The 23,265-nt window shown below is 56.5% G+C and carries 21 protein-coding genes and 1 tRNA gene; 15 read left to right on the plus strand and 7 right to left on the minus strand.

The window, feature by feature from the left end; genetic code table 11:
- The 3 genes from CKF42_RS15960 to CKF42_RS15970 all read left to right on the plus strand — a co-directional run.
- The coding region (locus CKF42_RS15960; RefSeq protein ID WP_146239949.1) for an aminotransferase class III-fold pyridoxal phosphate-dependent enzyme at positions 1-309 on the plus strand (309 nt) is incomplete at its 5' end.
- A 282-nt stretch (positions 310-591) separates the two neighbouring features.
- The gene (gene sodA / locus CKF42_RS15965; protein WP_009088335.1) at positions 592-1,209 is read left to right on the plus strand and encodes a superoxide dismutase [Mn]; all 618 of its coding nucleotides are present in this window, start codon (positions 592-594) and stop codon (positions 1,207-1,209) included.
- Positions 1,210-1,410: 201 nt separating this feature from the next.
- Positions 1,411-2,379 carry a VirK/YbjX family protein gene (locus CKF42_RS15970; protein ID WP_111208623.1) on the plus strand — a complete coding sequence of 323 codons (969 nt, stop codon included), beginning with the start codon at positions 1,411-1,413 and terminating at the stop codon, positions 2,377-2,379.
- An 8-nt stretch (positions 2,380-2,387) separates the two neighbouring features.
- Here the strand turns inward: CKF42_RS15970 and CKF42_RS15975 are convergent, their stop codons facing one another.
- The 6 genes from CKF42_RS15975 to CKF42_RS16000 form a co-directional block, all read right to left on the minus strand.
- Positions 2,388-2,750, minus strand: coding sequence for a YibL family ribosome-associated protein (locus CKF42_RS15975; protein ID WP_058957163.1), 363 nt, complete (start codon positions 2,748-2,750; stop codon positions 2,388-2,390).
- Between the two features lie 102 nt (positions 2,751-2,852).
- Positions 2,853-3,398, minus strand: coding sequence for a mannitol operon repressor MtlR (mtlR, locus tag CKF42_RS15980; protein WP_181161962.1), 546 nt, complete (start codon positions 3,396-3,398; stop codon positions 2,853-2,855).
- 64 nt (positions 3,399-3,462) lie between these two features.
- Positions 3,463-4,611, minus strand: coding sequence for a mannitol-1-phosphate 5-dehydrogenase (mtlD, locus tag CKF42_RS15985; protein ID WP_046100926.1), 1,149 nt, complete (start codon positions 4,609-4,611; stop codon positions 3,463-3,465).
- 94 nt (positions 4,612-4,705) lie between these two features.
- Positions 4,706-6,640: a PTS mannitol transporter subunit IICBA gene (locus CKF42_RS15990; RefSeq protein ID WP_111208624.1), complete on the minus strand. Its 1,935-nt coding sequence runs from the start codon at positions 6,638-6,640 to the stop codon at positions 4,706-4,708.
- A gap of 443 nt (positions 6,641-7,083) precedes the next feature.
- Entirely contained in the window at positions 7,084-7,800 is a 717-nt protein-coding gene (locus CKF42_RS15995) for a DUF3053 domain-containing protein (protein WP_009088346.1), read from the minus strand.
- A gap of 203 nt (positions 7,801-8,003) precedes the next feature.
- The gene (locus tag CKF42_RS16000) at positions 8,004-9,602 is read right to left on the minus strand and encodes a gamma-glutamyltransferase family protein (RefSeq protein WP_111208625.1); all 1,599 of its coding nucleotides are present in this window, start codon (positions 9,600-9,602) and stop codon (positions 8,004-8,006) included.
- 731 nt (positions 9,603-10,333) lie between these two features.
- Here CKF42_RS16000 and CKF42_RS16005 point away from each other — a divergent pair.
- Entirely contained in the window at positions 10,334-10,630 is a 297-nt protein-coding gene (locus CKF42_RS16005) for an HTH-type transcriptional regulator (protein WP_009088351.1), read from the plus strand.
- Between the two features lie 37 nt (positions 10,631-10,667).
- Here CKF42_RS16005 and CKF42_RS16010 read toward each other — a convergent pair whose 3' ends face one another.
- Positions 10,668-11,264: an HD domain-containing protein gene (locus CKF42_RS16010; protein WP_111208626.1), complete on the minus strand. Its 597-nt coding sequence runs from the start codon at positions 11,262-11,264 to the stop codon at positions 10,668-10,670.
- A gap of 61 nt (positions 11,265-11,325) precedes the next feature.
- Between CKF42_RS16010 and CKF42_RS16015 the strand changes: the two genes are divergently transcribed.
- The 11 genes from CKF42_RS16015 (at position 11,326) to bcsQ (ending at position 23,235) form a co-directional block, all read left to right on the plus strand.
- Entirely contained in the window at positions 11,326-11,790 is a 465-nt protein-coding gene (locus tag CKF42_RS16015) for a MarR family winged helix-turn-helix transcriptional regulator (protein WP_046100928.1), read from the plus strand.
- 95 nt (positions 11,791-11,885) lie between these two features.
- Positions 11,886-12,314 (plus strand): organic hydroperoxide resistance protein, encoded by a 429-nt coding sequence (locus tag CKF42_RS16020; RefSeq protein ID WP_009088357.1) that lies wholly within the window; start codon positions 11,886-11,888, stop codon positions 12,312-12,314.
- 306 nt (positions 12,315-12,620) lie between these two features.
- Entirely contained in the window at positions 12,621-14,312 is a 1,692-nt protein-coding gene (gene eptB, locus CKF42_RS16025) for a kdo(2)-lipid A phosphoethanolamine 7''-transferase (protein WP_009088360.1), read from the plus strand.
- Between the two features lie 124 nt (positions 14,313-14,436).
- A tRNA-Pro gene (locus tag CKF42_RS16030) sits at positions 14,437-14,513 on the plus strand.
- Between the two features lie 1,135 nt (positions 14,514-15,648).
- Positions 15,649-17,259, plus strand: coding sequence for a dipeptide ABC transporter periplasmic-binding protein DppA (dppA, locus tag CKF42_RS16040; RefSeq protein ID WP_058957158.1), 1,611 nt, complete (start codon positions 15,649-15,651; stop codon positions 17,257-17,259).
- Positions 17,260-17,430: 171 nt separating this feature from the next.
- Complete coding sequence (gene dppB, locus CKF42_RS16045; RefSeq protein ID WP_009088364.1) at positions 17,431-18,450, plus strand: dipeptide ABC transporter permease DppB; 1,020 nt, start codon at positions 17,431-17,433, stop codon at positions 18,448-18,450.
- Between the two features lie 9 nt (positions 18,451-18,459).
- Positions 18,460-19,362: a dipeptide ABC transporter permease DppC gene (dppC, locus tag CKF42_RS16050; RefSeq protein ID WP_009088366.1), complete on the plus strand. Its 903-nt coding sequence runs from the start codon at positions 18,460-18,462 to the stop codon at positions 19,360-19,362.
- 12 nt (positions 19,363-19,374) lie between these two features.
- Positions 19,375-20,361: a dipeptide ABC transporter ATP-binding protein gene (dppD, locus tag CKF42_RS16055; RefSeq protein ID WP_009088368.1), complete on the plus strand. Its 987-nt coding sequence runs from the start codon at positions 19,375-19,377 to the stop codon at positions 20,359-20,361.
- Positions 20,351-21,373 carry a dipeptide ABC transporter ATP-binding subunit DppF gene (gene dppF, locus CKF42_RS16060; protein ID WP_009088370.1) on the plus strand — a complete coding sequence of 341 codons (1,023 nt, stop codon included), beginning with the start codon at positions 20,351-20,353 and terminating at the stop codon, positions 21,371-21,373. The genes dppD and dppF overlap by 11 nt, the downstream gene beginning before the upstream one ends.
- A 453-nt stretch (positions 21,374-21,826) precedes the next feature.
- Entirely contained in the window at positions 21,827-22,441 is a 615-nt protein-coding gene (bcsO, locus tag CKF42_RS16065; protein WP_111208628.1) for a cellulose biosynthesis protein BcsO, read from the plus strand.
- On the plus strand, positions 22,432-23,235 hold the full coding sequence (bcsQ, locus tag CKF42_RS16070) for a cellulose biosynthesis protein BcsQ (protein WP_009088374.1): 804 nt from the start codon (positions 22,432-22,434) through the stop codon (positions 23,233-23,235). Before bcsO ends, bcsQ begins: the two co-directional genes overlap by 10 nt.
- The last annotated feature ends 30 nt before the right edge of the window (positions 23,236-23,265 follow it).

Raw genomic sequence — 23,265 nt, forward strand, 5'->3', positions numbered from 1 at the left:
CGGGTCGTCGGCGCGAAGCTGCTGGCTGAGCTGAAAACCCTGATGGATCGTTATGAGTGCGTAGGGGATGTGCGCGGTGCCGGACTCTTTATCGGCTTCGAGCTGGTGACCGATCGTCACAGTAAAACGCCGGATAAAACCCTGGCGCTGGATTTAATCGAGAAGCTGCGTGAACATCGCGTGCTGACCTCGGTCGCGGGCCCCTATGGGAATGTGCTGAAACTGCGTCCGCCATTGGCATTCCAGGAAAGTGACATCGACTGGCTGGTCGGCGCACTCGACAGCGCACTGCGCGAGCTGGGCAGGTAGTCCGCAGGTCAGGGCTGACGCGGCAGGCGGGCGGACAGACCGCCTGCTCTGCGTGCGGGATCGGCATCCCGGTCCGGCGGACGGAGAGGGTCAAAAAGGCAGGGTGAGGCACAGCATCTTGTAAAAACAACGGGTTGCTATTGCCGGATTTCTCAATTCCTTAGGTTTTATAGGGCATTGATTACCCTTTTACGCTACATGAATTTAACTATAATGATTCGACTGCTTACGCGGCACGTCCTGAATCCGTCGTGCTGCACCCACTAAATGGAGAGGAAGAACATGAGTTATTCACTGCCATCCCTGCCTTACGCATACGACGCACTGGAACCGCATTTCGACAAGCAGACGATGGAAATCCATCACACCAAACATCACCAGACCTATGTGAACAACGCTAACGCGGCGCTGGAAGGCACTGAATTTGCCAATCTGCCGGTTGACGAGCTGATCACCAAACTGGATCAGCTGCCAGCAGACAAAAAAGGCCCACTGCGCAATAACGCAGGTGGTCACGCTAACCACAGCCTGTTCTGGAAAGGCCTGAAAACCGGCACCACGCTGCAGGGCGACCTGAAAGCCGCGATTGAGAAAGATTTCGGCAGCGTAGAAAAATTCCAGGAAGAGTTTGAGAAAGCGGCAGCCACCCGTTTCGGTTCTGGCTGGGCATGGCTGGTTAAGCAGGGTGACAAACTGGCTGTGGTGTCCACCGCAAACCAGGATAACCCACTGATGGGCGAAGCGGTTGCCGGCGTGTCTGGTTTCCCGATCATCGGTCTGGACGTGTGGGAACACGCTTACTACCTGAAGTATCAGAACAAACGTCCTGATTACATCAAAGCGTTCTGGAACGTCGTTAACTGGGACGAAGCGGCTGCGCGTTTCGCTGCTGCTCAGTAAGTTAACCAAACGTAAACATAATGAAGATAAACCGGTAAATTCTATTTTGCCGGTTTTTTTTATCCCTATTTTATGCAGTCTCAAAGTGAACCAGAAATCGTAAAATATCCGCTTTAATGTTGTCCGATATTAACCTGCCGTTGATATTGGCCATGTTATTTTCAGTGACATCGTTGCTTAACTCTTTGTGTGTCGCTGATTATGTCAATTATAACTACTCATGAATCCACGACCGATTCAACTGCCTCGCTTTTTTTCCAGTTAATCAGTGGGAAATATGTGCCGGATAAACTCTGGCTGAGTAAACGCTTCCGGCTGAAATTTGTGTTAAGAACATTAATATCGCCGCTGACTACGCTGCATTATCTGGATGCGCTGTCGCAATTACCACAGCGCGCCCTGCTGATGAGCACCCAGGGACTGCTGCCAGCCAAGCTGCACCGGCCCTATCTGCGCTCGGGGATGAGCATTGCGGCCCGCGCACAGGCCATTCTCGATCACTACACCCTGATGAATAATCTGGCGAATCCGGCGCTGCGTCAGCTGCTGCAGAGCGCGTCTGATAATCCGCTGGCGACGCTGATCGGTAAAAATGGCGAGAAATTCCTGCTCTCCTGCAGCTCGGGTTATTTCGACCGTGAAGGTGAAGTGACGCTGGTATTGCGTTATAACGACGAAGTGATCGCCTCGCTCTCTTTTTCTATTCTGAACGAGAATAACCAGCGCACCTTATTAATTGGCGGATTACAGGGCCCGCGGAAACATATCAATAATGAGGTGATCCGCGAGGCGACCAAAGCGGCGCAGGGGCTCTTTCCGAAACGCCTGTTAATGGAAGCGGTATTTATTGTGGCGAAGCAGTGCGGCGTGGAAGCTATTCTGGCGGTGGGCGATGAGACGCACGTCTTCCGCAGTCTGCGTTATCGTCACAGCAAAGGGGATAAGTTCTTTGCCAGCTACAGTGAGTTCTGGCTGTCGCTGAGTGGCGAGGCTCGCCCGGACGGGATGTTCAGACTGCCGCTGAGCCTGCCGCGTAAAACGCTGGAGGAGATCGCCAGTAAGAAGCGGGCAGAGTATCGCCGTCGCTATGAACTGCTGGATTCGCTGGCGGAGCAGGTTTATGCCGCCGCCGGCGAACACAAAGCCGATGTCGATCAGGCTGCCGCCTGATCGCGGGCTCAGAATGCGGTTCTGGCGAAGCCGGTCATCACTTTCAGACCCATTTCACGTCCCAGCGCGGTCATTGGATGCACCACGACCAGGCCGCGCACGCTTTTCTTCAGCGCACCCAGATTTGCCTGCTCTTTTTTGGTAATTTCGCGGCTGAAGCCCATCTTTTGCAGCTTCTGCGCTTCTGCACTCAGTTTTTCAACCCGCTGATTGCGCAGACGCTCAATTTCCGTGACCAGCGTTTCTTTCTCTTTCAGCAGCGCGCCCAGTTTTTCGGCATCACCCGATTCCAGTAACTGCGGCTCTTTGCGGTTCAGTGCGTCCAGCTGATCGCTGAGACGTTTGATTTCGTTCTTTTCTTGCTCTTTCATGACAACAACTCGTTGAGGAAAACAGGCCAAGGATACACCAAATCTGGCGCCGGTTCCCGACAGGTTAAGGCAAAAAAGGCGCCGCAAGGGCGCCTGACGGGATTAGCTGCCGGACTTTTTAAACGCCTGCTTCATACTGATGCGGGCGATAAGCTCGGTGAGGGAGAGAACCATGGTGGATCGCACCATCTGCAGATAGCGCTGCTGCTGCATGCTGCGCAGTTCTGCATCGTCAGTGTGAAACACCGGTGCGGGCGGCCAGGCGGTCACGCAGTGCAGCTCGCCAAAGGGGCCCAGAATTTCATCGTCGGTAAAACGATACTCCCCGGTGTCGTGATTCAGCTCTTCGCGGAGCGCCAGCAGCAGCTCAGCATCTTCATATTCGTGCCGGCTGATGACGCCCAGACCGTAGATCAGCTTCAGGCGAACCGAGAGTTCGCCTAAAGGCCCATCGCCCAGCAGCAGCGGTTCTACCGCATATTTGACCGCATAGTCATCTTTGCGGAACACCTGCAGCACCAGCAGATTGACGGCTTCCGCCAATAGCTCAACGGCGGCGATCAGAAAGCTTCTCACCGAACGACCGGCGTTCAGGCGCTCAAGCACCCGGTTCTCAAAAGCTTGCTTCTCTTCCATTATTGCCTGCATGGGTTCAATACCGCCGTTGGGCGCAGGCGAACTGCGCCCGGCTTGCGTCACTAACACGCGCGCATTATGCCATAGCGTGCCAGGCGCTCACCACCGAAGCCACGACCTCGCTGTCAGCATCCAGCCCTGAGATCTCCGCCAGCGTCGCCTGTGGACCTTTCTCTGCCAGCAGCGCAGCCAGCTCCTGCGCCTGCGGGTCCTGGTCGCTGTGATAGTGCATCGCTGCGGCAATTCCCTGCACCAGGCTGGCGTGCGGTAACCCGTACTCCAGCGTCCCCAGCGTCGGCTTGATCAGGCGATCGCCCGCGCTGAGTTTACGCAGTGGCTGACGCCCGACGCGCTCCACCTCATCTTTCAGATAGGGGTTTTCAAAACGGCCGAGGATCTTGCGGATGTAAGCCGCATGTTTCTCTGCGTCAAAACCGTAGCGCTTAATCAGCACGGCGCCGCTCTCCTCCATCGCGCCTTTCACCACGGCCCGGATTTTTTCGTCAAGAATGGCATCGCGAATGGTCTGGTGACCCGCCATCTGGCCGAGATAGGCGGTAATCGCGTGGCCGGTATTCAGGGTGAAAAGCTTACGCTCCACAAACGCCATCAGGTTATCGGTCAGTTCCATGCCCGGAATGGCCGGCAGGTCACCTTTGAACTGGGTTTTATCCACGATCCACTCGCTGAAGGTTTCAACCGTCACCTCCAGCGGATCGCTGCTGCCTGCTTCGGTTGGCGGCACGATGCGGTCAACGGCAGAATCCACGAAGCCAACATGCTGCTCCAGCCAGGCGTGATACTGTTCGGGCAGCGCCTTCAGCACATGCTGTTTCAGCTGGCTGGTGCCGCGCACCATGTTCTCGCAGGCGATGATATTTAACGGACGGGTGTTACCGTTGTCGCTGCGTTTTGCCAGCCCTTTGGCTACGCTACCGGCGATACGCTCCAGGATCTGCGGCCCCACGGCGGTGGTGACCAGATCCACCTCCGCAATCAGGGTGACGATCTCATCACTGGTGCTGTTTACCGCACTGACGCCTTTAACGGTTTCTGTTCTGGCCTGCTCGCCAACCACATGAACGGGATACTCATGACGCGCGTTCAGTGCATCCAGCACCGCCTGATTCACATCAGCAAAAACCAGTTCGATACCTGCATCAGCCAGTAATTTGCCGATAAAGCCGCGACCAATGTTTCCTGCTCCGAAATGTAACGCTTTCATAATTTTTGACCCATATCAAATGACGATGGGGCGGGCAAACCCGCCCCAGGAAATCGGGACGGGCATGACCGCCCCAGGGAAAAACAGCCTTGAATTACGCGAGTGCCGGTTTGCCTGACAGGAGATCCAGCACTTCCTGCACGCTGCTGGTGTTCGCCAGCTTCTCAATCACGCTGTCATCATCCAGCGCATTGGTCAGGCTGGTGATGACCTGAATGTGCTCGTTGTTGCGGGCAGCAATACCAATCACCAGGCGCGCCACATCGTCCGCATCTTCGCCGAACAGGACGCCTGCCGGATACTGGCAGAACACCACGCCGGTTTTCAGCACGCGATCTTTGGCTTCCACCGTGCCGTGCGGCACCGCGATCGACTCGCCGAGGTAGGTCGGCGTCAGTTTTTCACGCGCCAGCATCGCCTCAACATATTCAGGCTCAACGTAACCGCCTTTCACCAGCTGCTCACCCGCAAAGCGGATGGCCTGCTCTTTGTTGCTGGCGCTCAGGCCGAGCAAGACGTTATCCGCGCCCAGCTTAAACAGGTGTGCGTTGCCTTCATCGTAACTGTCAGACAGGGCAGTGTTGACCGTTTCACGATGGAGGTCGCTGCGGTTTGCCGCCACCAGACGCTCGGTCAGGGTGCTGTAGAGCGCGCTGTCGAGGAAGTTGTTCAGCGAAATATGCTGTGCATGCGGTGCCTGGCGAATGGCGCGTTCGGTCAGGTCGCGGTGGGTGATCACCAGATCGACATCGCCCGGCAGAGCGTTGATGGCGGTATTGGTTACCGAAACATTGCTCAGGCCCGCGTCCTGCACTTTCTTACGCAGCACGCCTGCGCCCATGGCGCTGGAGCCCATACCGGCATCGCAGGCGACGATGATTTTACGGACGTGATGCAGATCGACGCTCATGGCATCGCTGGCGATAGCGCCACCCGCTGCACCCTGACCTTTCGACTGCGCTTTCATCTCATGCATGCGCTGGGTTGCCGCTTCGATATCGTCATCTTCTTTGACTTTGCTGGTTTTCAGCAGGATCGCAGAGACCACGAAGGAGACAGCGAAGGCGGCAGCAATCGCCGCGATGTTGGCGAAGTAGGCACCTTTTGGCGTCATCGCCAGCACCGCCAGGATAGAACCGGGTGAAGCCGGAGAGACCAGGCCGCCGTTCAGCACGGTCAGCGTGAAGACACCGGTCATCCCGCCCAGGATCACCGCCAGCAGCAGGCGAGGGGCCATCAGCACATACGGGAAGTAGATTTCATGGATGCCGCCCAGGAAGTGGATAATCGCCGCACCCCCCGCAGACTGTTTGGCACTGCCGCGACCAAAGAACATGTAGGCCATCAGCACGCCCATACCCGGGCCCGGGTTGGCTTCGATCAGGAAGAAAATCGACTTGCCCGCTTCACTCGCCTGCTGGATACCGAGCGGCGAGAAGATGCCGTGGTTAATGGCGTTGTTCAGGAACAGGATTTTCGCCGGTTCAACGAAGATGGAGGTCAGTGGCAGCAGGTTGTTCTGCACCATCAGGTTCACGCCGGCGGCGAGAATGTGGGACAGACCTTCCACCAGCGGGCCGATGGCGAGGAAAGCCAGCAGCGCCAGGATCATCCCGATAATACCGGCCGAGAAGTTGTTAACCAGCATCTCGAAGCCGCTTTTGATTTTGCCGTCGATCGCCCGGTCAAACGAGCGGATGGCCCAGCCACCCAGCGGACCGGCAATCATCGCGCCGAGGAACATTGGCATATCGGCACCCACGATCACACCCATGGTGGTGATAGCACCGACCACGCCGCCGCGATCGCCGCCCACCAGACGCCCGCCGGTAAAACCGATCAGCAGCGGCAGCAGGTAGGTGATCATCGGGCCGACCAGTTTGGCCAGCGTTTCGTTAGGGATCCAGCCGGTTGGAATAAACAGTGCAGTGATGATACCCCAGGCGATAAACGCCCCGATGTTTGGCATCACCATATTACTCAGAAAGCGACCAAAGCTCTGTACTTTGACCTTGACTGATGAGGACATAAACCCACCCCTTATTGAGACGCGCTGCAATAGGAGAGCGCGTTTGTTTTTGTTTAGCCACCCCGACCAGAGCCGGTGGTATTACTGTATGCACGCGGACTCTATCACGCGAATCTGGCACTGCGTAGGGCCCGAAATAAGTGTGATCCACATCACTCATTTGCGGTGGGGACGGGGGCTATTAGCGTGACTTTGATCACAAATACAGAGGCGGGCACGGTGACTTTGCCTGAATTATGACCGGTGCACCGGCTTATCTGTGATGAATATCACATTCGTGATGGCAGGGTTTGTTATGTAAATGTGACTGAGATCACAAACTATTTTTGGTCGAAAATGCGCCAGATCACACTTTAGTCAGCGGGGGATTCAGGGGCAGAAGAGGCGGGGAAAAAAAGGGGCAGGGAGAGGGGCAGGCGATCGGTGCCTGCCCGTAAAAAGCGTTACTGCAGACCCGCCTGAACGGCGGCCTGAGCCTGAGGCAGAGCCTGTGCATTGGCTGACACGGTGCTCATCAGCGCATTGTATTGCGAAGCCTGCTCCTGGGTCGGGAACTGCACACCGCCATCATTGAAGCTGACGCGGGTTCCCTGCGATTGCAGGAAGTCGCCGGCCTGGACCGCGCCCTGACTCAGCGCCTGAAGCTGAGGCAACAGCGGGATCAGCTGATTGGCAGGCACCGTCACCACTTTGTTGTAGGCGCTGTCGTAGACTTTTTTCAGATCATCCTGCTGCTTCAGGGTCGCTTTGCTGCTGTCCGCCTGCATTTTGGCGCTCTCAATCTGCTGCGTGACGATCACCAGGGCGCTGGTGGCCTGGCGGAGTGAGTCACGACGGCTGAGGTAATCCTGCGGCACGCGAATGGCAGACAGCTCATCGACCACCGGGCGCATCCCCTGCTCAACGGCTTTATTCGCCTGCTGCGAGAAGCCATACAGGATGGCGTAGTCGCTGGCGAAGTTGCCAAAACTCTGCTTCTGATTTTCGCTCAGGCTGGGCAGATGCTCGCCGCTGCGCATAACGGTATTCTGGAGGAAATCGATAAATGCTTTGCGCTGCTCGCCTTCTTTATCACCGCACGCGGTGAGTTGCAGCACGATCAGCACGCCAGCGATCATCATGCCGCTGCGTGCCAGGATGCGGGTAAGTCCTGAAGCCATGGGTTCAACTCCTGTCGGTGATACTGTCTGATATCCAGGTAAGAATGGCCTAAAGAATAGAACAATCCCTGGTCACGGCACAATGTGAAACCACACGTGAAACAGAGACTTTCTGCAACCCGCGCCGTCGCATCTCCGCGCCGGGGCGTCGGGGCGTGCCGGGCAGCACGCCCTCAGTGATGCTGAGCAGGCTGAACCTCGCTTCAGAACACCACCGCCTGACCATCTTTGCGGCTCTCGCTGGCCGCAATGTAGAAGCCCTGAGGATCGCGCACGATTGCCTGCGCACCGCCAAAATTGTAATTGCTCAGCGGATCTTCCAGCACCACGTTGTGTCCCATGCGGCGCAGGGTGCTCAGGGTGTTGCGATCGATCGTTGACTCAAACACTACCTCGCGTCCCTGCACCACCCGCCAGCGCGGCGCATCAATCGCCGCCTGAGGATTTTGCCGGTGAAGCATGATGCGCAGCGCCAGCTGGACATGCCCCTGCGCCTGCATCGGGCCGCCCATTACGCCAAACGCCATCAGCGGCTGGCCCTGCTCATCCCGCGCAAAGGCCGGAATGATGGTATGGAAGGGGCGCTTACCCCCCGCCACAAGGTTGGGATGAGAGGGGTCGAGTGAAAACCCGGCACCCCGGTTCTGCAGGCTGATACCCGTGTCAGGCACCACCACCCCGGAGCCAAATCCCATGTAGTTAGACTGAATAAATGAAACCATCATGCCGCTGGCATCGCCGGTGGCCACATAAACGGTGCCGCTTTGCTGCGGCGACCCAAAGCGAAAATCGCCCGCCTGGCCGGGGTCAATCAGCGCGGCGCGCTGGCGGAGGTAGTCTCTGCTCAGCAGGCGGTCAGCCGGAAATTCGAGGTGATCTTCATCGGTGACATAGCGCTCCAGATCGACCAGCGCCAGCTTCATCGCCTCAATCGACAGATGCAGCCACTGCGGAGAATCGGGCGCGTAGCGATGAATCTCCCACTCCTCCAGTATGCCGAGCGCAATCAGGGTGGCGATGCCCTGACCGTTAGGCGGCAACTCCTGAACCGATCCGCCGGCAAACGGATGGGAGAGCAGGGTGACCCAGTCGGCGCGATGATTTTTCAAATCCTCCAGCGTCAGGGCTGCGCCATGCTCGCGGGCAAAGGCTGCCATCTTCTGCGCCAGTTCGCCGCGATAAAAACTCTCTCCCCGGCTCTCAGCGATCGCCTGCAGGGTGGTGGCCTGCGCCGGGTTGCGGAAAATGTCACCCGCGCGCGGCGGGCGGCCCTGCGGCGCAAAGCAGCGGCTGAAGCCAGGCTGATCCCGCAGCTTGTCATAGCCGCGCTGCCAGAGCTGAGCAATCAGCGGTGAAACCGGAAAACCGTCGCGCGCATAATCGATTGCTGGCTGCGCCAGGGTGGTCAGCGGCAGTGTGCCGAAGCGCTCAGCCAGGGTGACCCAGGCCGAGACAGCCCCCGGCACGGTGACGGACTCCCAGCCGGTTTCAGGCATGGTGTCTGAAGCGGCAAAGCGTTCAGGATGCCAGGCGGCGGGCGCACGGCCGGACGCGTTCAGCCCGTGCAGCGTGTGACCGTCCCAGACAATGGCAAAGGCATCGCTGCCGATGCCGTTTCCGGTCGGCTCCAGCACGGTTAAGGCCATGGCCGTGGCGACCGCCGCATCCACGGCGTTACCTCCCTGTTGCAGCATACGAAGACCGGCCTGCGCCGCCAGCGGCTGGGAGGTGGCGACGGCGTTACGTCCCATCATCGGTACGCGATAAGAGGGATAGCCGACATTGAAATCTGTTTCACGCATCGCTTTTCCTTATAGAGATCAGCTCCCGGTCTGGCCGTCATCGGCGTGCCATAGCGCCTGCACTTCTTTCGCGCAGGCGCATCAGCATTGACGGAGCGCTGCACCGGCAGAAGGCAGAGACCGTTTCATCAGGGAGTCTGCTGTTTTATCCGGTGATGTCTGGCCGTGCAGAATAGGTGATTCATCCACAACCTGCTGTGAGCCGCCGCGCGGCCGCGCACAGGGGATTGCCAGGACTATTCTTAATTTCATAAAGGCAGTGAATATAAGTGTTCAGGAAGTAAACCATTGGCGTATATTTTGCACTCACTATCTGAAGAGGCAGAACGCCTCACAAAATTGAGAAGATGTCCGCGAAAAGCATGACGGCACCCGCATAAATAGCAAACAGCATTTGATTTTTTTGTCCGCTATGAGAGCACAAAAACCAGTTGCCTCAGCGTCTTAGAGGCGTCGGAACAACTCCGGCAAAAGATAGTGAAAAAAATAATGAGAAATTGCGCGGCAAATAGTCAGGTCTCTATCCATACTTAGTCTCCCGGCATTTGTTGCATTGAACTGACACCTTTTAAAGCAGTGCACAGCAGGCTGCGTCCCGTAGTGGTTTCAAAAATAACAAAAACAAACCCTTGCGGGATCCAGCCTGTAACAGGCCCGGTTTCAGAGCCCCAGGTTGAGGCTCTTACCTCTCTACTTTCACGTGCTTCATAGCGAGTTTTAAGGAGTTCTCTATGGAATTAAAAGACCCGATGTTTGAATTGCTCAGCAGCCTTGAGCAGATTGTTTTGACACGTGATGATCGCGCCGCCGACTTACTGATTCAGCGTCAGCAACCCGCTCAGCCAGAGCCACAGCGCCTGCGCGAAATGACCGGCATGCAGGTTGATGAGTTTGCTAAAGTGATGGGCGTGAGCGTTTCTTCCGTGAAAAGCTGGGAAGCCCGGCGCACCCGTCCTTCTGCGACGGCACAGAAACTGATGAAGTTGCTACATGCTAATCCCTATCTGGGACGGCAGTTGCTTGACTAAGCCTGTTTCAGAAAAGAACCCGCCGCTGGCGGGTTTTTTATGCGCGTAATTCGCTGTATTTGGCGGCCTGCTTCACGAACCAGCTTTCCGGGACGTTATAGGGTGATTCGCGCAGCTGTGCGATCCCACTCTCTATAATGGTGGAAGCCTGCTGCCATAACTGCGCATCACCCTTTTTCAGCAGCGTAATCTGTATCTGCTTTTCCACCAGATAGACGCGGGCAAAGTCAGGATCGAAGCGCACAATCGCGCGGGTATTGTCGATGATATCGGCCAGTTTTATGGTTTGCGCCTCAGGACTGGCGCTGGCAGTATGGCGAAAGTGCGCCAGTTTACGGGCCGCCCGATTTCTGGCCGTGGCAGGCGCGCTGTCGGTCAGCATTTCTACCAGGCTGGCCACGCGCGCGCCGAAGTGGGCTTCTATATCGCCCGGCGTGGTCGGTGTATCTTCCACGGTGTCGTGCAGCCAGGCGGCTGCCAGCAGGGCATCATCATGGCTGACGCTGCGCACCAGCTCCACGACCGCCGCCGGATGAACGATGTAAGGCTCGTCGGTATATTTGCGGCGCTGACCGGCCCGGGCATGCGCCTCGGTGGCGAAACGACGCGCCTGTTCTTCCAGTGAATTCTGCATGCCTGTTCCCCTGATAAAAGTTTGCTTGCAATTATCTAGTGCGCTACCTATATTAAACACCATGAACAGTGATCAAGATGACAAAAAAGTGAAACCGATGCCACTGTTGGTCGATCAGCAGCTCTGCTTTGCGCTTTACTCTGCCAACCTGGCGATGAATAAAGTCTATCGCCAGTTGCTGAGCCAGCTCGACATCACCTATCCACAGTATCTGGTAATGCTGGTGCTGTGGCAGAAAGATGATGTCACCGTCTCAGAGATCGGCGAGCAGCTCTTTTTAGACTCCGCCACCCTGACGCCCCTGCTGAAACGACTGGAGAGCGCAGGTCTGATTAACCGGCAGCGTACCCGTCAGGACGAGCGTCAGGTTGCTGTGACGCTCACCGAAGCGGGCGAGGCGCTGCGTATTAAAGCCGCCTCTATTCCTGAAGCGGTGAAATGCGCCACAGCCTGTGACGATGAGACCCTGCTGGCGCTGAAAACAGAGCTGGATGGGCTGCGGGATAACCTGAACCAGTCCCGATAAGAATTGCTGACGGGTGCGTGGCACCCGTTAAACCTCATCGCCTGATACCGCACAAATAAGTAGCGGGCGATTAAATAGCGTAACGGAGAAATGTCATGTCTTTAGAACAAGTGGTTTACCGCGCCAAAGCCAAAGCAACCGGTGGTCGTGATGGTCGTGCAACCTCTTCTGACGGTGTACTGGACGTGAAACTGGGTGTCCCGAAAGAGATGGGCGGTGCAGGCGGCGAAGCGACTAACCCTGAGCAGCTGTTTGCTGCGGGCTACTCTGCCTGCTTCATCGGTGCGATGAAGTTTGTGGCGGGCCGTGACAAGATCGCCATGCCAAAAGATGCCTGGATCGAAGGTGAAGTTGGTATCGGTCCTATTCCCAACGGCTTTGGTATCGAAGCGACCCTGAACATCCATCTGCCAGGCATGGATGAAGCAGAAGCGCAGAAGCTGGTTGATGCGGCGCATATCGTTTGTCCTTACTCAAACGCGACCCGCAACAACATTGACGTGACGCTGAATATCATTCGCTAAGCGAACAGCGGGCCTGAGGCTCTCAGGCCCCTCTTTTTTTCCATCCCCGATTCCGCTCTGCCACCCTCTGTTTGCCCGCCACGATCTGTCTTGTACAAAAAATGTGCTAATCAGGTCGACAAAGATTATTTTCTGGTCTATCAAACGCAGCCATGTTTTACTGGGCCACCTCGCGTTATAGCCCATAAACCCGTTCAGAATTTTCCTTCATCTTGTCCGGCCCGCTTATTCAGCGAACTCTGCCGCGATTCGGCAGTCACATTAAAGATTTGTCAGGCGCTTCACACCGGAGAAACCCCCTTTTTCATGAATTACATTAAAACGCTAACGCAGCAAAAGTTATCGCTATTGCTGGCGCTCTATCTCGGTATCTTGCTGAATTTACCGATTTTCTATCGTCGTTTTGACGGTTTTCTGAAGCAATCTACAGTCACGAACTGGCTGACGGCGGTCACCGAGGTCGTGGCGATCGTGCTGCTGACATTCTTCCTGATGCGCCTGCTGTCGCTGGGAGGCAAGTGGTTTTATCGCGTGCTCGCCACGCTGATTGTGCTGATTTCTGTTGCCGCCGCCTATTACATGGCGTTTTTCAACGTGGTGATTGGCTACGGCATTGTGGCGTCGGTGATGACCACCGACACCGATCTCTCTAAAGAGGTGATCGGCTACCACTTCGTTCTGTGGATGGTGCTGGTCAGTGCGTTACCGTTGCTGATGATCTGGCGCAACCGGCTGAGCATGACGCTGAATGAGCAGCTGCGTACGCCGGGACAGCGGCTGAAACCGACCCTGATTATGCTGCTCTGCGTGGCGCTGGTCTGGCTGCCAATCCGTTATTTCGACAAGCTGCAGAAGCATAATGAAGAGATCACGAACATCGATCTGCCGAGCTACGGCGGCGTGGTCGCGCACTCCTATCTTCCTTCCAACTGGCTGGCGGCGGTCGGACTGTTTGCCTGGACCCGCATGGATGAGTCGCTGCAAAGCGAGGAGCTGCTGGATCCGGCGAAGAAGTTTACCTACGTCGCGCCTGCCGGGCTGGATGATACCTATGTGGTGTTTGTGATTGGTGAGACCACGCGCTGGGATCACATGGGTATGCTGGGTTATGAGCGTGACACCACGCCTAAACTGTCGAAAGAGAAAAATCTGGTCGCGTTCCGGGGTGAATCCTGTGATACCGCAACCAAGCTGTCGCTGCGCTGCATGTTCGTGCGCGAAGGCGGCACGATGAATAATCCGGGCCGTACGCTGAAAGAGCAGAATGTGTTTGCGGTGATGAAAGAGCTGGGCTTCACCTCTGAGCTGTTTGCGATGCAAAGCGAAGTCTGGTTCTACGACAACGTTAATGCCAATAACTTTGCCTTCCGTGAGCAGATCGGTTCCGAGAAGCGCAATCAGGGCAAAGCCGTGGATGATATGCTGCTGGTGCCTGAGATGAAGGCGTCGCTGGATCGTTTCCCGAAGGGCAAGCATCTGGTGATCCTGCATACCAAAGGGTCGCATTATCTCTATTCACAGCGTTACCCGCGCAGCTTCGCGAAGTATCAGCCGGAGTGTATGGGGGTGGATGAGACCTGCAGCAAAGCGCAGTTGATCAACGCTTACGATAACTCGGTGCTTTATGTGGATAGCATGCTGGACAGCGTGCTGGATCAGCTGCGTGATAAGAAGGCGATTGTCTTCTATGCCGCCGACCACGGGGAGTCGATCAGCGAGAATATGCATCTGCACGGCACGCCGCGTGAGATGGCGCCGCCTGAGCAGTTCCGCGTGCCGATGATGGTCTGGGCATCTGATAAGTATCTGGAAGACAGCCAGAACCGCAGTAATTTTGAGCGTCTGCAGGCGCAGCAGCGTGTGGGGCGAACCCATCGTCACGTTGAGCTGTTCGATACCATCCTGGGTTGTCTGGGGTATACCTCGCCAGATGGCGGCATTAACCCGGCCAATAACTGGTGCCAGGCACCGGCGAAAAGTCAGGCTAAATCGCTGTAATGGTGTACGAAAGGGGAGGGCAGGCGGCTGATTTCCGGTAACCGCATGCTTTCCAGGCGATCGGCGGCAAAAGCTTAAAAAGCGGTTGACGCTAATCCGGGGTAGCAGTAACATGCGCCCCCATCGGCGAGTAGCGCAGCTTGGTAGCGCAACTGGTTTGGGACCAGTGGGTCGGAGGTTCGAATCCTCTCTCGCCGACCATCTTTAAGAAACCTGTCTGAAAAGACAGGTTTTTTTTCGTCTGTTGAAAGGCAAAGAGTGATTTTTGAGCGGGCTTCAGAATACGTGTTTTCAGCAGCCGCAGATTAACTCAATGCGCAGGTAACCCGGTCAGAAGAGGAAAGCGTCCCACGCCAGGGATGGCGTGGGCCGAGCGTCCAGGGATGGTTTAAGCGACTTTCCGATCTGACCGGGTTTCCTGAGCAGGCTCGATCTCCCTCGCGAATCTGCCCAGTCACCCCGCTGAGCCGGCTTCAGGGAGCATACGCCTTTCGCAAAGACGCAAAACCCGCCATCCCTGGCGGGCTCAGCGCGGGCCATCCCTGGCCCGCTATGCTTTGCTACAGGCGTATGCTCCCTTCGCTTCACGTCCTGCAGTCGCATTCTGTTTCACGAAGGCCGCTGCAGATAAATCCTTAGCAAGCCCAATCTCCCCTACTAACCAGACGCGCTCTCACAGCGAACCGGCTCACCCTGTCCTTCACAGCTTCACGTTTTATCTGTCCTCTTCCAGAAAGTTCCAGAAAAAGGCATTCGCCGCGCCAGATGCTTACCAGCCGTTATTATCGCCGTTTTCCTGCTCGCAGGCCTTGCCACATCAGAGATGCCACCATAATTCGCGACACGTTCTTCTTATGACCGAAAGCAGCAACATGCTGATTTCTTATACATCAAAACCAGCATATTCCGCTGGATGAACGTCATAACGCACGGTGAATCGTTCAGTTATTCAACATTTGCCGGTAAAAGTTTTAAGTTTTTTAGCGGTGAGAATCACTAGCGATAAAGCTGGCATCCAGCACAATGCACGGATATCGGGGCTGCAGCACTGTGCATTGTATGGCTTTTGTGCGGAAACGGTATTTATTACCGTTGCATGCTATTCCTCACACTCTGTGTAAATAAGTAACCCTTGTATTGACGTTCTTTGCAACTGTTGACAAATTGATGCGTCAATAAGCCGCAGTTACGGAATTTTCTGAATGCCCAACCCGCTTCGGAAAAACAAAAAAAACGTAGCGCGATTTAACCACCTGTTCGGTGGTACGCCTGAACCGCATAAAAAAACCAGAGGTCAGGCAATACACACAACATCACATCACAATGGAGCAAAAGCATGATCAACTCCCTGGCTAAATCCGGGATGCTGAAGGTCGGTCTGAGCCTGATTGCTATGACTGTCGCCGCCGGTGTTCAGGCAAAAACCCTGGTCTACTGTTCTGAAGGTTCTCCGGAAGGCTTTAACCCGCAGTTATTCACTTCGGGCACCACCTACGATGCCAGCTCACGTCAGATCTACAACCGACTGGTTGAGTTCACTGTCGGCACGACCGAACTGCATCCTGCGCTGGCAGAGAAGTGGGACGTCAGCGACGATGGCAAAACTTACACCTTCCACCTGCGCAAGGGTGTGAAGTGGCAGACGACCAAAGATTTCAAACCTACGCGTGACTTCAACGCGGATGATGTGGTGTTCACCTTTGAGCGCCAGCTGGATAAAAACAACGCCTATCACGGCGTCTCCGGCGGCAGCTATGAATATTTCGAAGGCATGGATATGCCGAAGCTGATCAGCAAAATCGAGAAGGTGGACGACAACACCGTACGCTTCGTGCTGACCCGCCCTGAATCGCCGTTCCTCGCCGACCTCGGCATGGACTTCGCCTCTATCCTGTCCAAAGAGTATGCGGACAACATGCTGAAAGCCGGCACGCCGCAAAACGTCGACCTGAACCCGGTCGGAACCGGTCCGTTCCAGCTGCTGCAATACCAGAAAGATTCGCGCATCCTCTACAAAGCGAACCCGAACTACTGGGGCGAAAAGCCAAAAATCGACCGCTTAGTCTTCTCCATCACCCCGGATGCGTCAGTGCGCTACGCCAAACTGCAGAAGGGTGAGTGCCAGGTCATGCCTTATCCGAACCCGGCTGACATCGCACGCATGAAGCAGGACAAAAACATCAACCTGTATGAGCAGGCTGGCCTGAATGTCGGCTATCTCTCTTACAACGTTGAGAAAAAACCGCTGGATAACCTGAAAGTGCGTCAGGCACTGACTATGGCCGTCAACAAAAAGGCCATTATCGACGCGGTTTATCAGGGTGCAGGCCAGCCGGCTAAAAACCTGATCCCGCCAACGATGTGGGGCTACAACGACGCGGTCAAAGACTACGCCTACGATCCTGAGAAAGCTAAAGCGCTGCTGAAAGAAGCGGGCATGGCCGACGGCTTCTCCATCGACCTCTGGGCGATGCCGGTTCAGCGTCCTTACAACCCGAACGCACGCCGCATGGCGGAAATGATCCAGAGCGACTGGGCGAAGATTGGCGTGAAAGCCAAAATCGTCACCTACGAGTGGGGCGAATACCTGAAACGCGCCAAAGCGGGTGAGCATCAGACCGTCATGATGGGCTGGACCGGTGACAATGGAGATCCGGACAACTTCCTGGCGACCCTGTTCAGCTGTTCAGCCGCGAAAGATGGCTCTAACTACTCGCGCTGGTGTGATAAATCCTTTGAGGATCAGATCCAGCCTGCGCGCGCCACCGCCGACCAGGCGAAGCGTATCGAGTACTACAAACAGGCACAGGTTGTGATGCATGACCAGGCACCGGCGCTGATGATCGCGCACTCTACGGTATACGAACCGGTCAGCAAGAAAGTCACCGGGTACAAAGTCGATCCGCTGGGCGGACACTACTTTGCTCAGGTAGACATTCAGGAATAATTGTCGCCTTTTCCGGGGCGGCCCTGCGTCGCCCCGGCTTTTTCTCCCTGTTTTACTGGAAACGGTAGAGGCGCAGTCTGACTGCGTCGCGGTCGGACCTACCCGATCGTCAGATGTAAGCAATAACAACCCTCGCGGCGACGGTCGCGCGGAGAAGAGAGAACCCGGATTATGCTGCAGTTCATACTCCGACGTCTGGGCCTTGTCATCCCAACGTTCATCGGTATTACATTACTCACTTTCGCTTTTGTTCACATGATCCCCGGCGATCCGGTGCTGATCATGGCGGGCGAACGCGGGATTTCTCCTGAACGTCATGCACAGTTAATGACGCTGCTGGGTCTGGATCAGCCGCTGTGGAAACAGTACCTGAACTACATCAACGGCGTACTGCATGGCGACCTGGGCGTTTCACTCAAGAGCCGCATCCCGGTCTGGGATGAGTTTGTTCCGCGCTTCAAAGCGACGCTGGAACTCGGCATCTGCGCCATGATATTTGCCGTTGCGGTGGGCATCCCGGTTGGGGTCCTGGCCGCCGTGAAGCGTGGCTCCATTTTCGATCACACCGCCGTGGGCATCTCCCTGACCGGCTACTCCATGCCGATCTTCTGGTGGGGCATCATGCTGATCATGCTGGTCTCGGTGCAGCTCAACCTGACGCCGGTTTCCGGGCGGGTTGGCGACACCGTCTTCCTGGATGACAGCATGCCGCTGACCGGCTTTATGCTGATCGACACCTTCTTCTGGGGTGAGCCGGGCGACTTCCATGACGCGGTCATGCACATGATTTTACCGGCCATCGTGCTGGGCACCATTCCGCTGGCGGTGATTGTGCGTATGACGCGCTCGGCGATGCTGGAAGTGCTGGGTGAAGATTACATCCGCACGGCGCGCGCCAAAGGCCTGACGCGGATGCGGGTGATCGTAGTGCATGCGCTGCGCAACGCCATGCTGCCGGTGGTCACGGTCATCGGTCTGCAGGTCGGCACGCTGCTGGCCGGGGCGATTCTGACCGAAACCATCTTCTCGTGGCCGGGTCTGGGTCGCTGGCTGATTGAAGCGTTGCAGCGCCGTGATTATCCGGTGGTGCAGGGCGGTGTGCTGCTGACGGCAGTACTGATTATCCTGGTCAACCTGCTGGTTGATCTGCTGTATGGCGTGGTGAACCCGCGCATACGTCACAAGAAATAAGGGGGCATCATGTCTGTTGTTGATCCCGGCAGCGTTACCGTTGCACCCAAGCCGATGACCCCGTTTCAGGAATTCTGGCACTACTTTAAACGTAACAAAGGCGCGGTAATTGGCCTGGTGTACATCATCATCGTGTTGCTGTGCGCCATTTTTGCCGATGTGCTGGCTCCGCATGCGCCGGCTGAGCAGTTCCGCGATGCGCTGCTGCATCCGCCGGTCTGGCAGGACGGGGGCAGCTGGAACTTTATTCTGGGCACCGATGATGTGGGCCGCGATGTGCTGTCGCGCCTGATGTACGGCGCGCGCCTGTCGCTGCTGGTGGGCTGCCTGGTGGTGGTGCTGTCGCTGATTTTCGGCGTGATATTCGGCCTGCTGGCCGGTTATCTCGGCGGCCTGGTCGACGTCATCATCATGCGTGTCGTTGATATCATGCTGGCGCTGCCCAGTCTGCTGCTGGCGCTGGTGCTGGTCGCCATCTTTGGCCCCTCGATCGTCAACGCCTCTATCGCGCTGACCTTTGTCGCCCTGCCGCACTATATCCGTCTCACCCGTGCGGCGGTGCTGGTGGAGGTGAACCGCGACTATGTCACCGCCTCCGGCGTGGCCGGTGCCGGTATGCTGCGTCAGATGTTCGTCAATATTCTGCCTAACTGCCTTGCCCCGCTGATCGTGCAGGCGTCATTAGGCTTCTCCAACGCCATCCTGGATATGGCGGCGTTGGGCTTTCTCGGTATGGGTGCGCAACCGCCAACGCCGGAGTGGGGCACCATGCTCTCCGACGTGCTGCAGTATGCGCAAAGTGCCTGGTGGGTGGTGACCTTCCCTGGATTGGTCATCCTGCTTACCGTGCTGGCATTTAACCTGATGGGCGATGGTTTGCGTGATGCACTCGACCCGAAACTCAAGCAGTAAAGAGGCACCGAGATGGCGTTATTAAATGTAGACAAACTGTCGGTGCATTTCGGCGACGACAAAGCACCGTTTCGTGCGGTTGACCGCATCAGTTATCAGGTTGAGCAGGGCCAGGTGGTCGGCATTGTCGGCGAGTCCGGCTCCGGCAAGTCGGTGAGTTCACTGGCGATCATGGGGCTGATCGATTTCCCCGGCAAAGTGATGGCGGAAAAGCTGGAGTTTAACCAGCGCGATCTGAAGCGCATCTCCGAAAAAGAGCGCCGTCAGCTGGTTGGCGCAGAAGTGGCGATGATCTTTCAGGACCCGATGACCAGCCTTAACCCCTGCTACACCGTGGGTTTCCAGATTATGGAAGCGATCAAGGTGCATCAGGGCGGCAATAAACGCACCCGGCGTCAGCGGGCAATCGACCTGCTGACCCAGGTGGGAATTCCCGATCCTGCGTCGCGGCTTGATGTCTATCCTCACCAGCTGTCGGGCGGTATGAGCCAGCGTGTGATGATCGCGATGGCGATCGCCTGCCGGCCTAAGCTGCTGATTGCGGATGAGCCGACCACGGCGCTCGACGTGACCATTCAGGCTCAGATCATCGAACTGCTGCTGGAGTTACAGCGTCAGGAGAACATGGCGCTGATCCTGATTACGCACGACCTGGCGTTAGTGGCGGAAGCCGCGCACCACATCATCGTGATGTATGCCGGTCAGGTGGTGGAGAGCGGTAAAGCGAGCGATATCTTTAAAGCGCCGCGTCATCCTTACACGCAGGCGCTGCTGCGCGCGCTGCCGGAGTTTGCGGCGGATAAAGCGCGTCTGGCCTCGCTGCCTGGCGTGGTGCCGGGCAAATATGACCGCCCGACGGGCTGTCTGCTTAACCCACGCTGCCCCTATGCGACCGATCATTGTCGTCAGGTGGAACCTGAATTGCGCACCATTCCAGGACGCCAGTCCAAGTGTCACTATCCGCTGGACGATGCCGGGAGACCAACGTATGAGTCATGAAACAACCAGAGATCAGTTCCTGTTGCAGGCGATTGATCTGAAGAAGCACTACCCGGTGAAGAAGGGTCTGTTTGGTCAGGAGCGTCTGGTTAAGGCGCTGGATGGCGTCTCCTTTAATCTGGAACGGGGCAAGACCCTGGCGGTCGTGGGCGAGTCGGGCTGTGGTAAATCCACTCTTGGCCGTCTGCTGACGATGATTGAAACCCCGACCGAAGGGCAGCTCTACTGGCACGGTCAGGATCTGCTGAAACACGATCCCCAGGCGCAGAAGCTGCGCCGTCAGAAAATCCAGATCGTGTTCCAGAACCCCTATGGCTCGCTCAACCCGCGTAAAAAGGTGAGTCAGATTCTGGAAGAGCCGCTGGTGATCAATACTCAGCTGACTAAAGCGGAACGCCGTGAGAAGACGCTGGAGATGATGGCGAAAGTCGGCCTGAAAACCGAGCACTACGATCGCTATCCGCATATGTTCTCTGGCGGACAGCGTCAGCGTATTGCGATTGCGCGCGGGCTGATGCTCGATCCGGACGTCCTGATCGCCGATGAGCCGGTGTCGGCCCTCGACGTCTCGGTGCGCGCCCAGGTGCTTAACCTGATGATGGATCTGCAGCAGGACATGGGGCTCTCCTACGTCTTTATCTCGCACGATCTGTCGGTGGTGGAGCACATCGCCGATGAGGTGATGGTGATGTACCTCGGCCGTTGCGTTGAGAAGGGCAGCAAAGAGGCGATTTTCAGTAATCCGCGTCACCCTTACACCCAGGCGCTGCTCTCCGCGACGCCGCGACTGAATCCTGACGATCGGCGTGAGCGGATTAAGCTGACCGGCGAGCTGCCCAGCCCGCTCAATCCGCCGCCGGGCTGCGCCTTTAATGCGCGCTGTCACCGTCGTTTTGGCACCTGTGTGCAGCTGCAACCGAAGCTGAAAAACTACGGCGGACAGGAGATTGCCTGTTTTGCAGTGGATCAGGATGAGAATCAGCCGGTCGGTGTGGCAGAAAAGGTCAGTTAAGGATCGGCAGGCCCCATCGGGGGCCTGCGTTTCCTGATATCGCACGGGCTCAGCCCTTTTCAGCCTGAACCGGCAGAGTCATGGCCTGACGATCAGTCCCCCCGCTTTATTTTCCCCCTCTCTTATCACAGCCCGTCGCTGTTATTCGCCAGCAGCGCTGCATCTTCCTTTAGCGGTGTCATCCTGATATGAGTGCGGCTGGCTGTACCAGGCAATGTCTGAGCCCTCGCTGCTGAAACATTATTCAGACAGGAATAGCCAGTTTAACTTAAGTTTAATTTATTAATTTTAAGTGCCGGTTGGCTATGGAAGGCGTATTTTGAAGATTAGCGAATCTGTATGATTAAAAAAGTTAATTAAATATGCTTTTTTTATAATCAGGTTTTCCTGACTGCGAATAAAAGGATGTGGTATATTCCAGGAAAATTCCCCCCTTGTGGCAGGCCACCTCAAATGAAGAATTATGATGATTTGCAGCGTTTTAAAGAAAAAACACAAACGCTCGACATCGCCTTTAAAGATATGTCTGGCCAGACGCAGGAACCGGCGGAACAGAGTAAATGGGCACTGCTTCGTCAGCTGGCGAAGGAGGAGCATCACACGCCGTTCGGTGGCGGTCAGCGAATAGACCTGCCACAACCGCAGCCGCTGCGCGGTGATGAGTTTACGGCACCTCCGCCAGAGCCACCGCGCCCCGCAACGCTCTCTGCGTCGCCGACAGAGGCACAGCCCCGTTACGCCGCGCTCAGTGCGCAACCGGCGGCGGCCCGCAGTTCGATTCTCGACAGCCTGGCAGGCAGCAGCGTCCCTGCGGCCACGCCAGCGGCTGAGCGGGGCCCGTCGGCCTTATTTCCACCACCCCCGCCGCCACAAAAAGCCATCGTCGCGGAACCTGTCGCCGCGCCGGTCCGGCCCGCCAGCGTGGCCGGACTTCAGCCCGCGGTGGCACCGTCTGCGCCTCATGCTGAGCCGGGACGGTTTGGCGCGCTGTTCCGCTCACGCGAAGTCAGCCTGCCGAAAGAAACCTTACTGAAACCGTTACTGGAGAAGATTGCGCTATGCCGTTAGTTTGTGTGTGCTCGCCGAAGGGGGGCGTGGGGAAAACCACGCTGGCGGCGAATCTGGCCTGGAGCCTGGCGCGATCCGGTAGCAAAGTTCTGGCCATCGATTTTGATGTGCAGAACGCATTACGTCTGCATTTTGGCGTGCCGCTCCACGATGGCCGCGGATTTGTGGCGCGTTCAGAAGAGCAGGCAGACTGGAGTCAGTCGATTCTTACCACCGGCGGCAATATCTTTGTTCTGCCTTATGGCGACGTCACAGAGCCGCAGCGCGAACGGTTCGAAGAGAACCTGATGAAAGATCCCCACTTTATTCAGCGCGGTCTCGACACGGTGCTCAATTATCCCGGCCTGGTGATTGTGGCTGATTTTCCGCCCGGCCCCGGTCCGGCCCTTAAAGCCATGACGGCGCTGGCCGATATGCATTTAGTGGTGATGTTAGCGGATACCGCATCGGTCTCACTATTACCGCAGATAGAAGAGAACCGGATGATCGGTAAACCGCTTAATAATAAACAGGGGCACTATTTTATCCTGAACCAGTGCGATAACCGCCGCAATATTAATCGCGATGTGACGGCCTTTATGCAGCAGCGGCTGGGGGATAATTTACTGGGCGTGGTTCACCGTGATGAAAGTGTTGGCGAAGCCAACGCGTCTCAGCAGTCTGTTTACGATTTCAGCCCCGCTTCCGCCGCGGCATTTGATATTGAACTGATCGCGAAACGCGTCAGCAGCATTCTCAATATCACCGTAGGCAATGGCGAAGTTCAGGCACCTATCCGTACTCACCATTTTTAACCGGCTGGTTTCGCCAGACAGCTGATTTAC

Source organism: Pantoea sp. ARC270 (genome assembly GCF_003236725.1).
In the GTDB taxonomy this organism is placed as follows: domain Bacteria; phylum Pseudomonadota; class Gammaproteobacteria; order Enterobacterales; family Enterobacteriaceae; genus Pantoea; species Pantoea anthophila.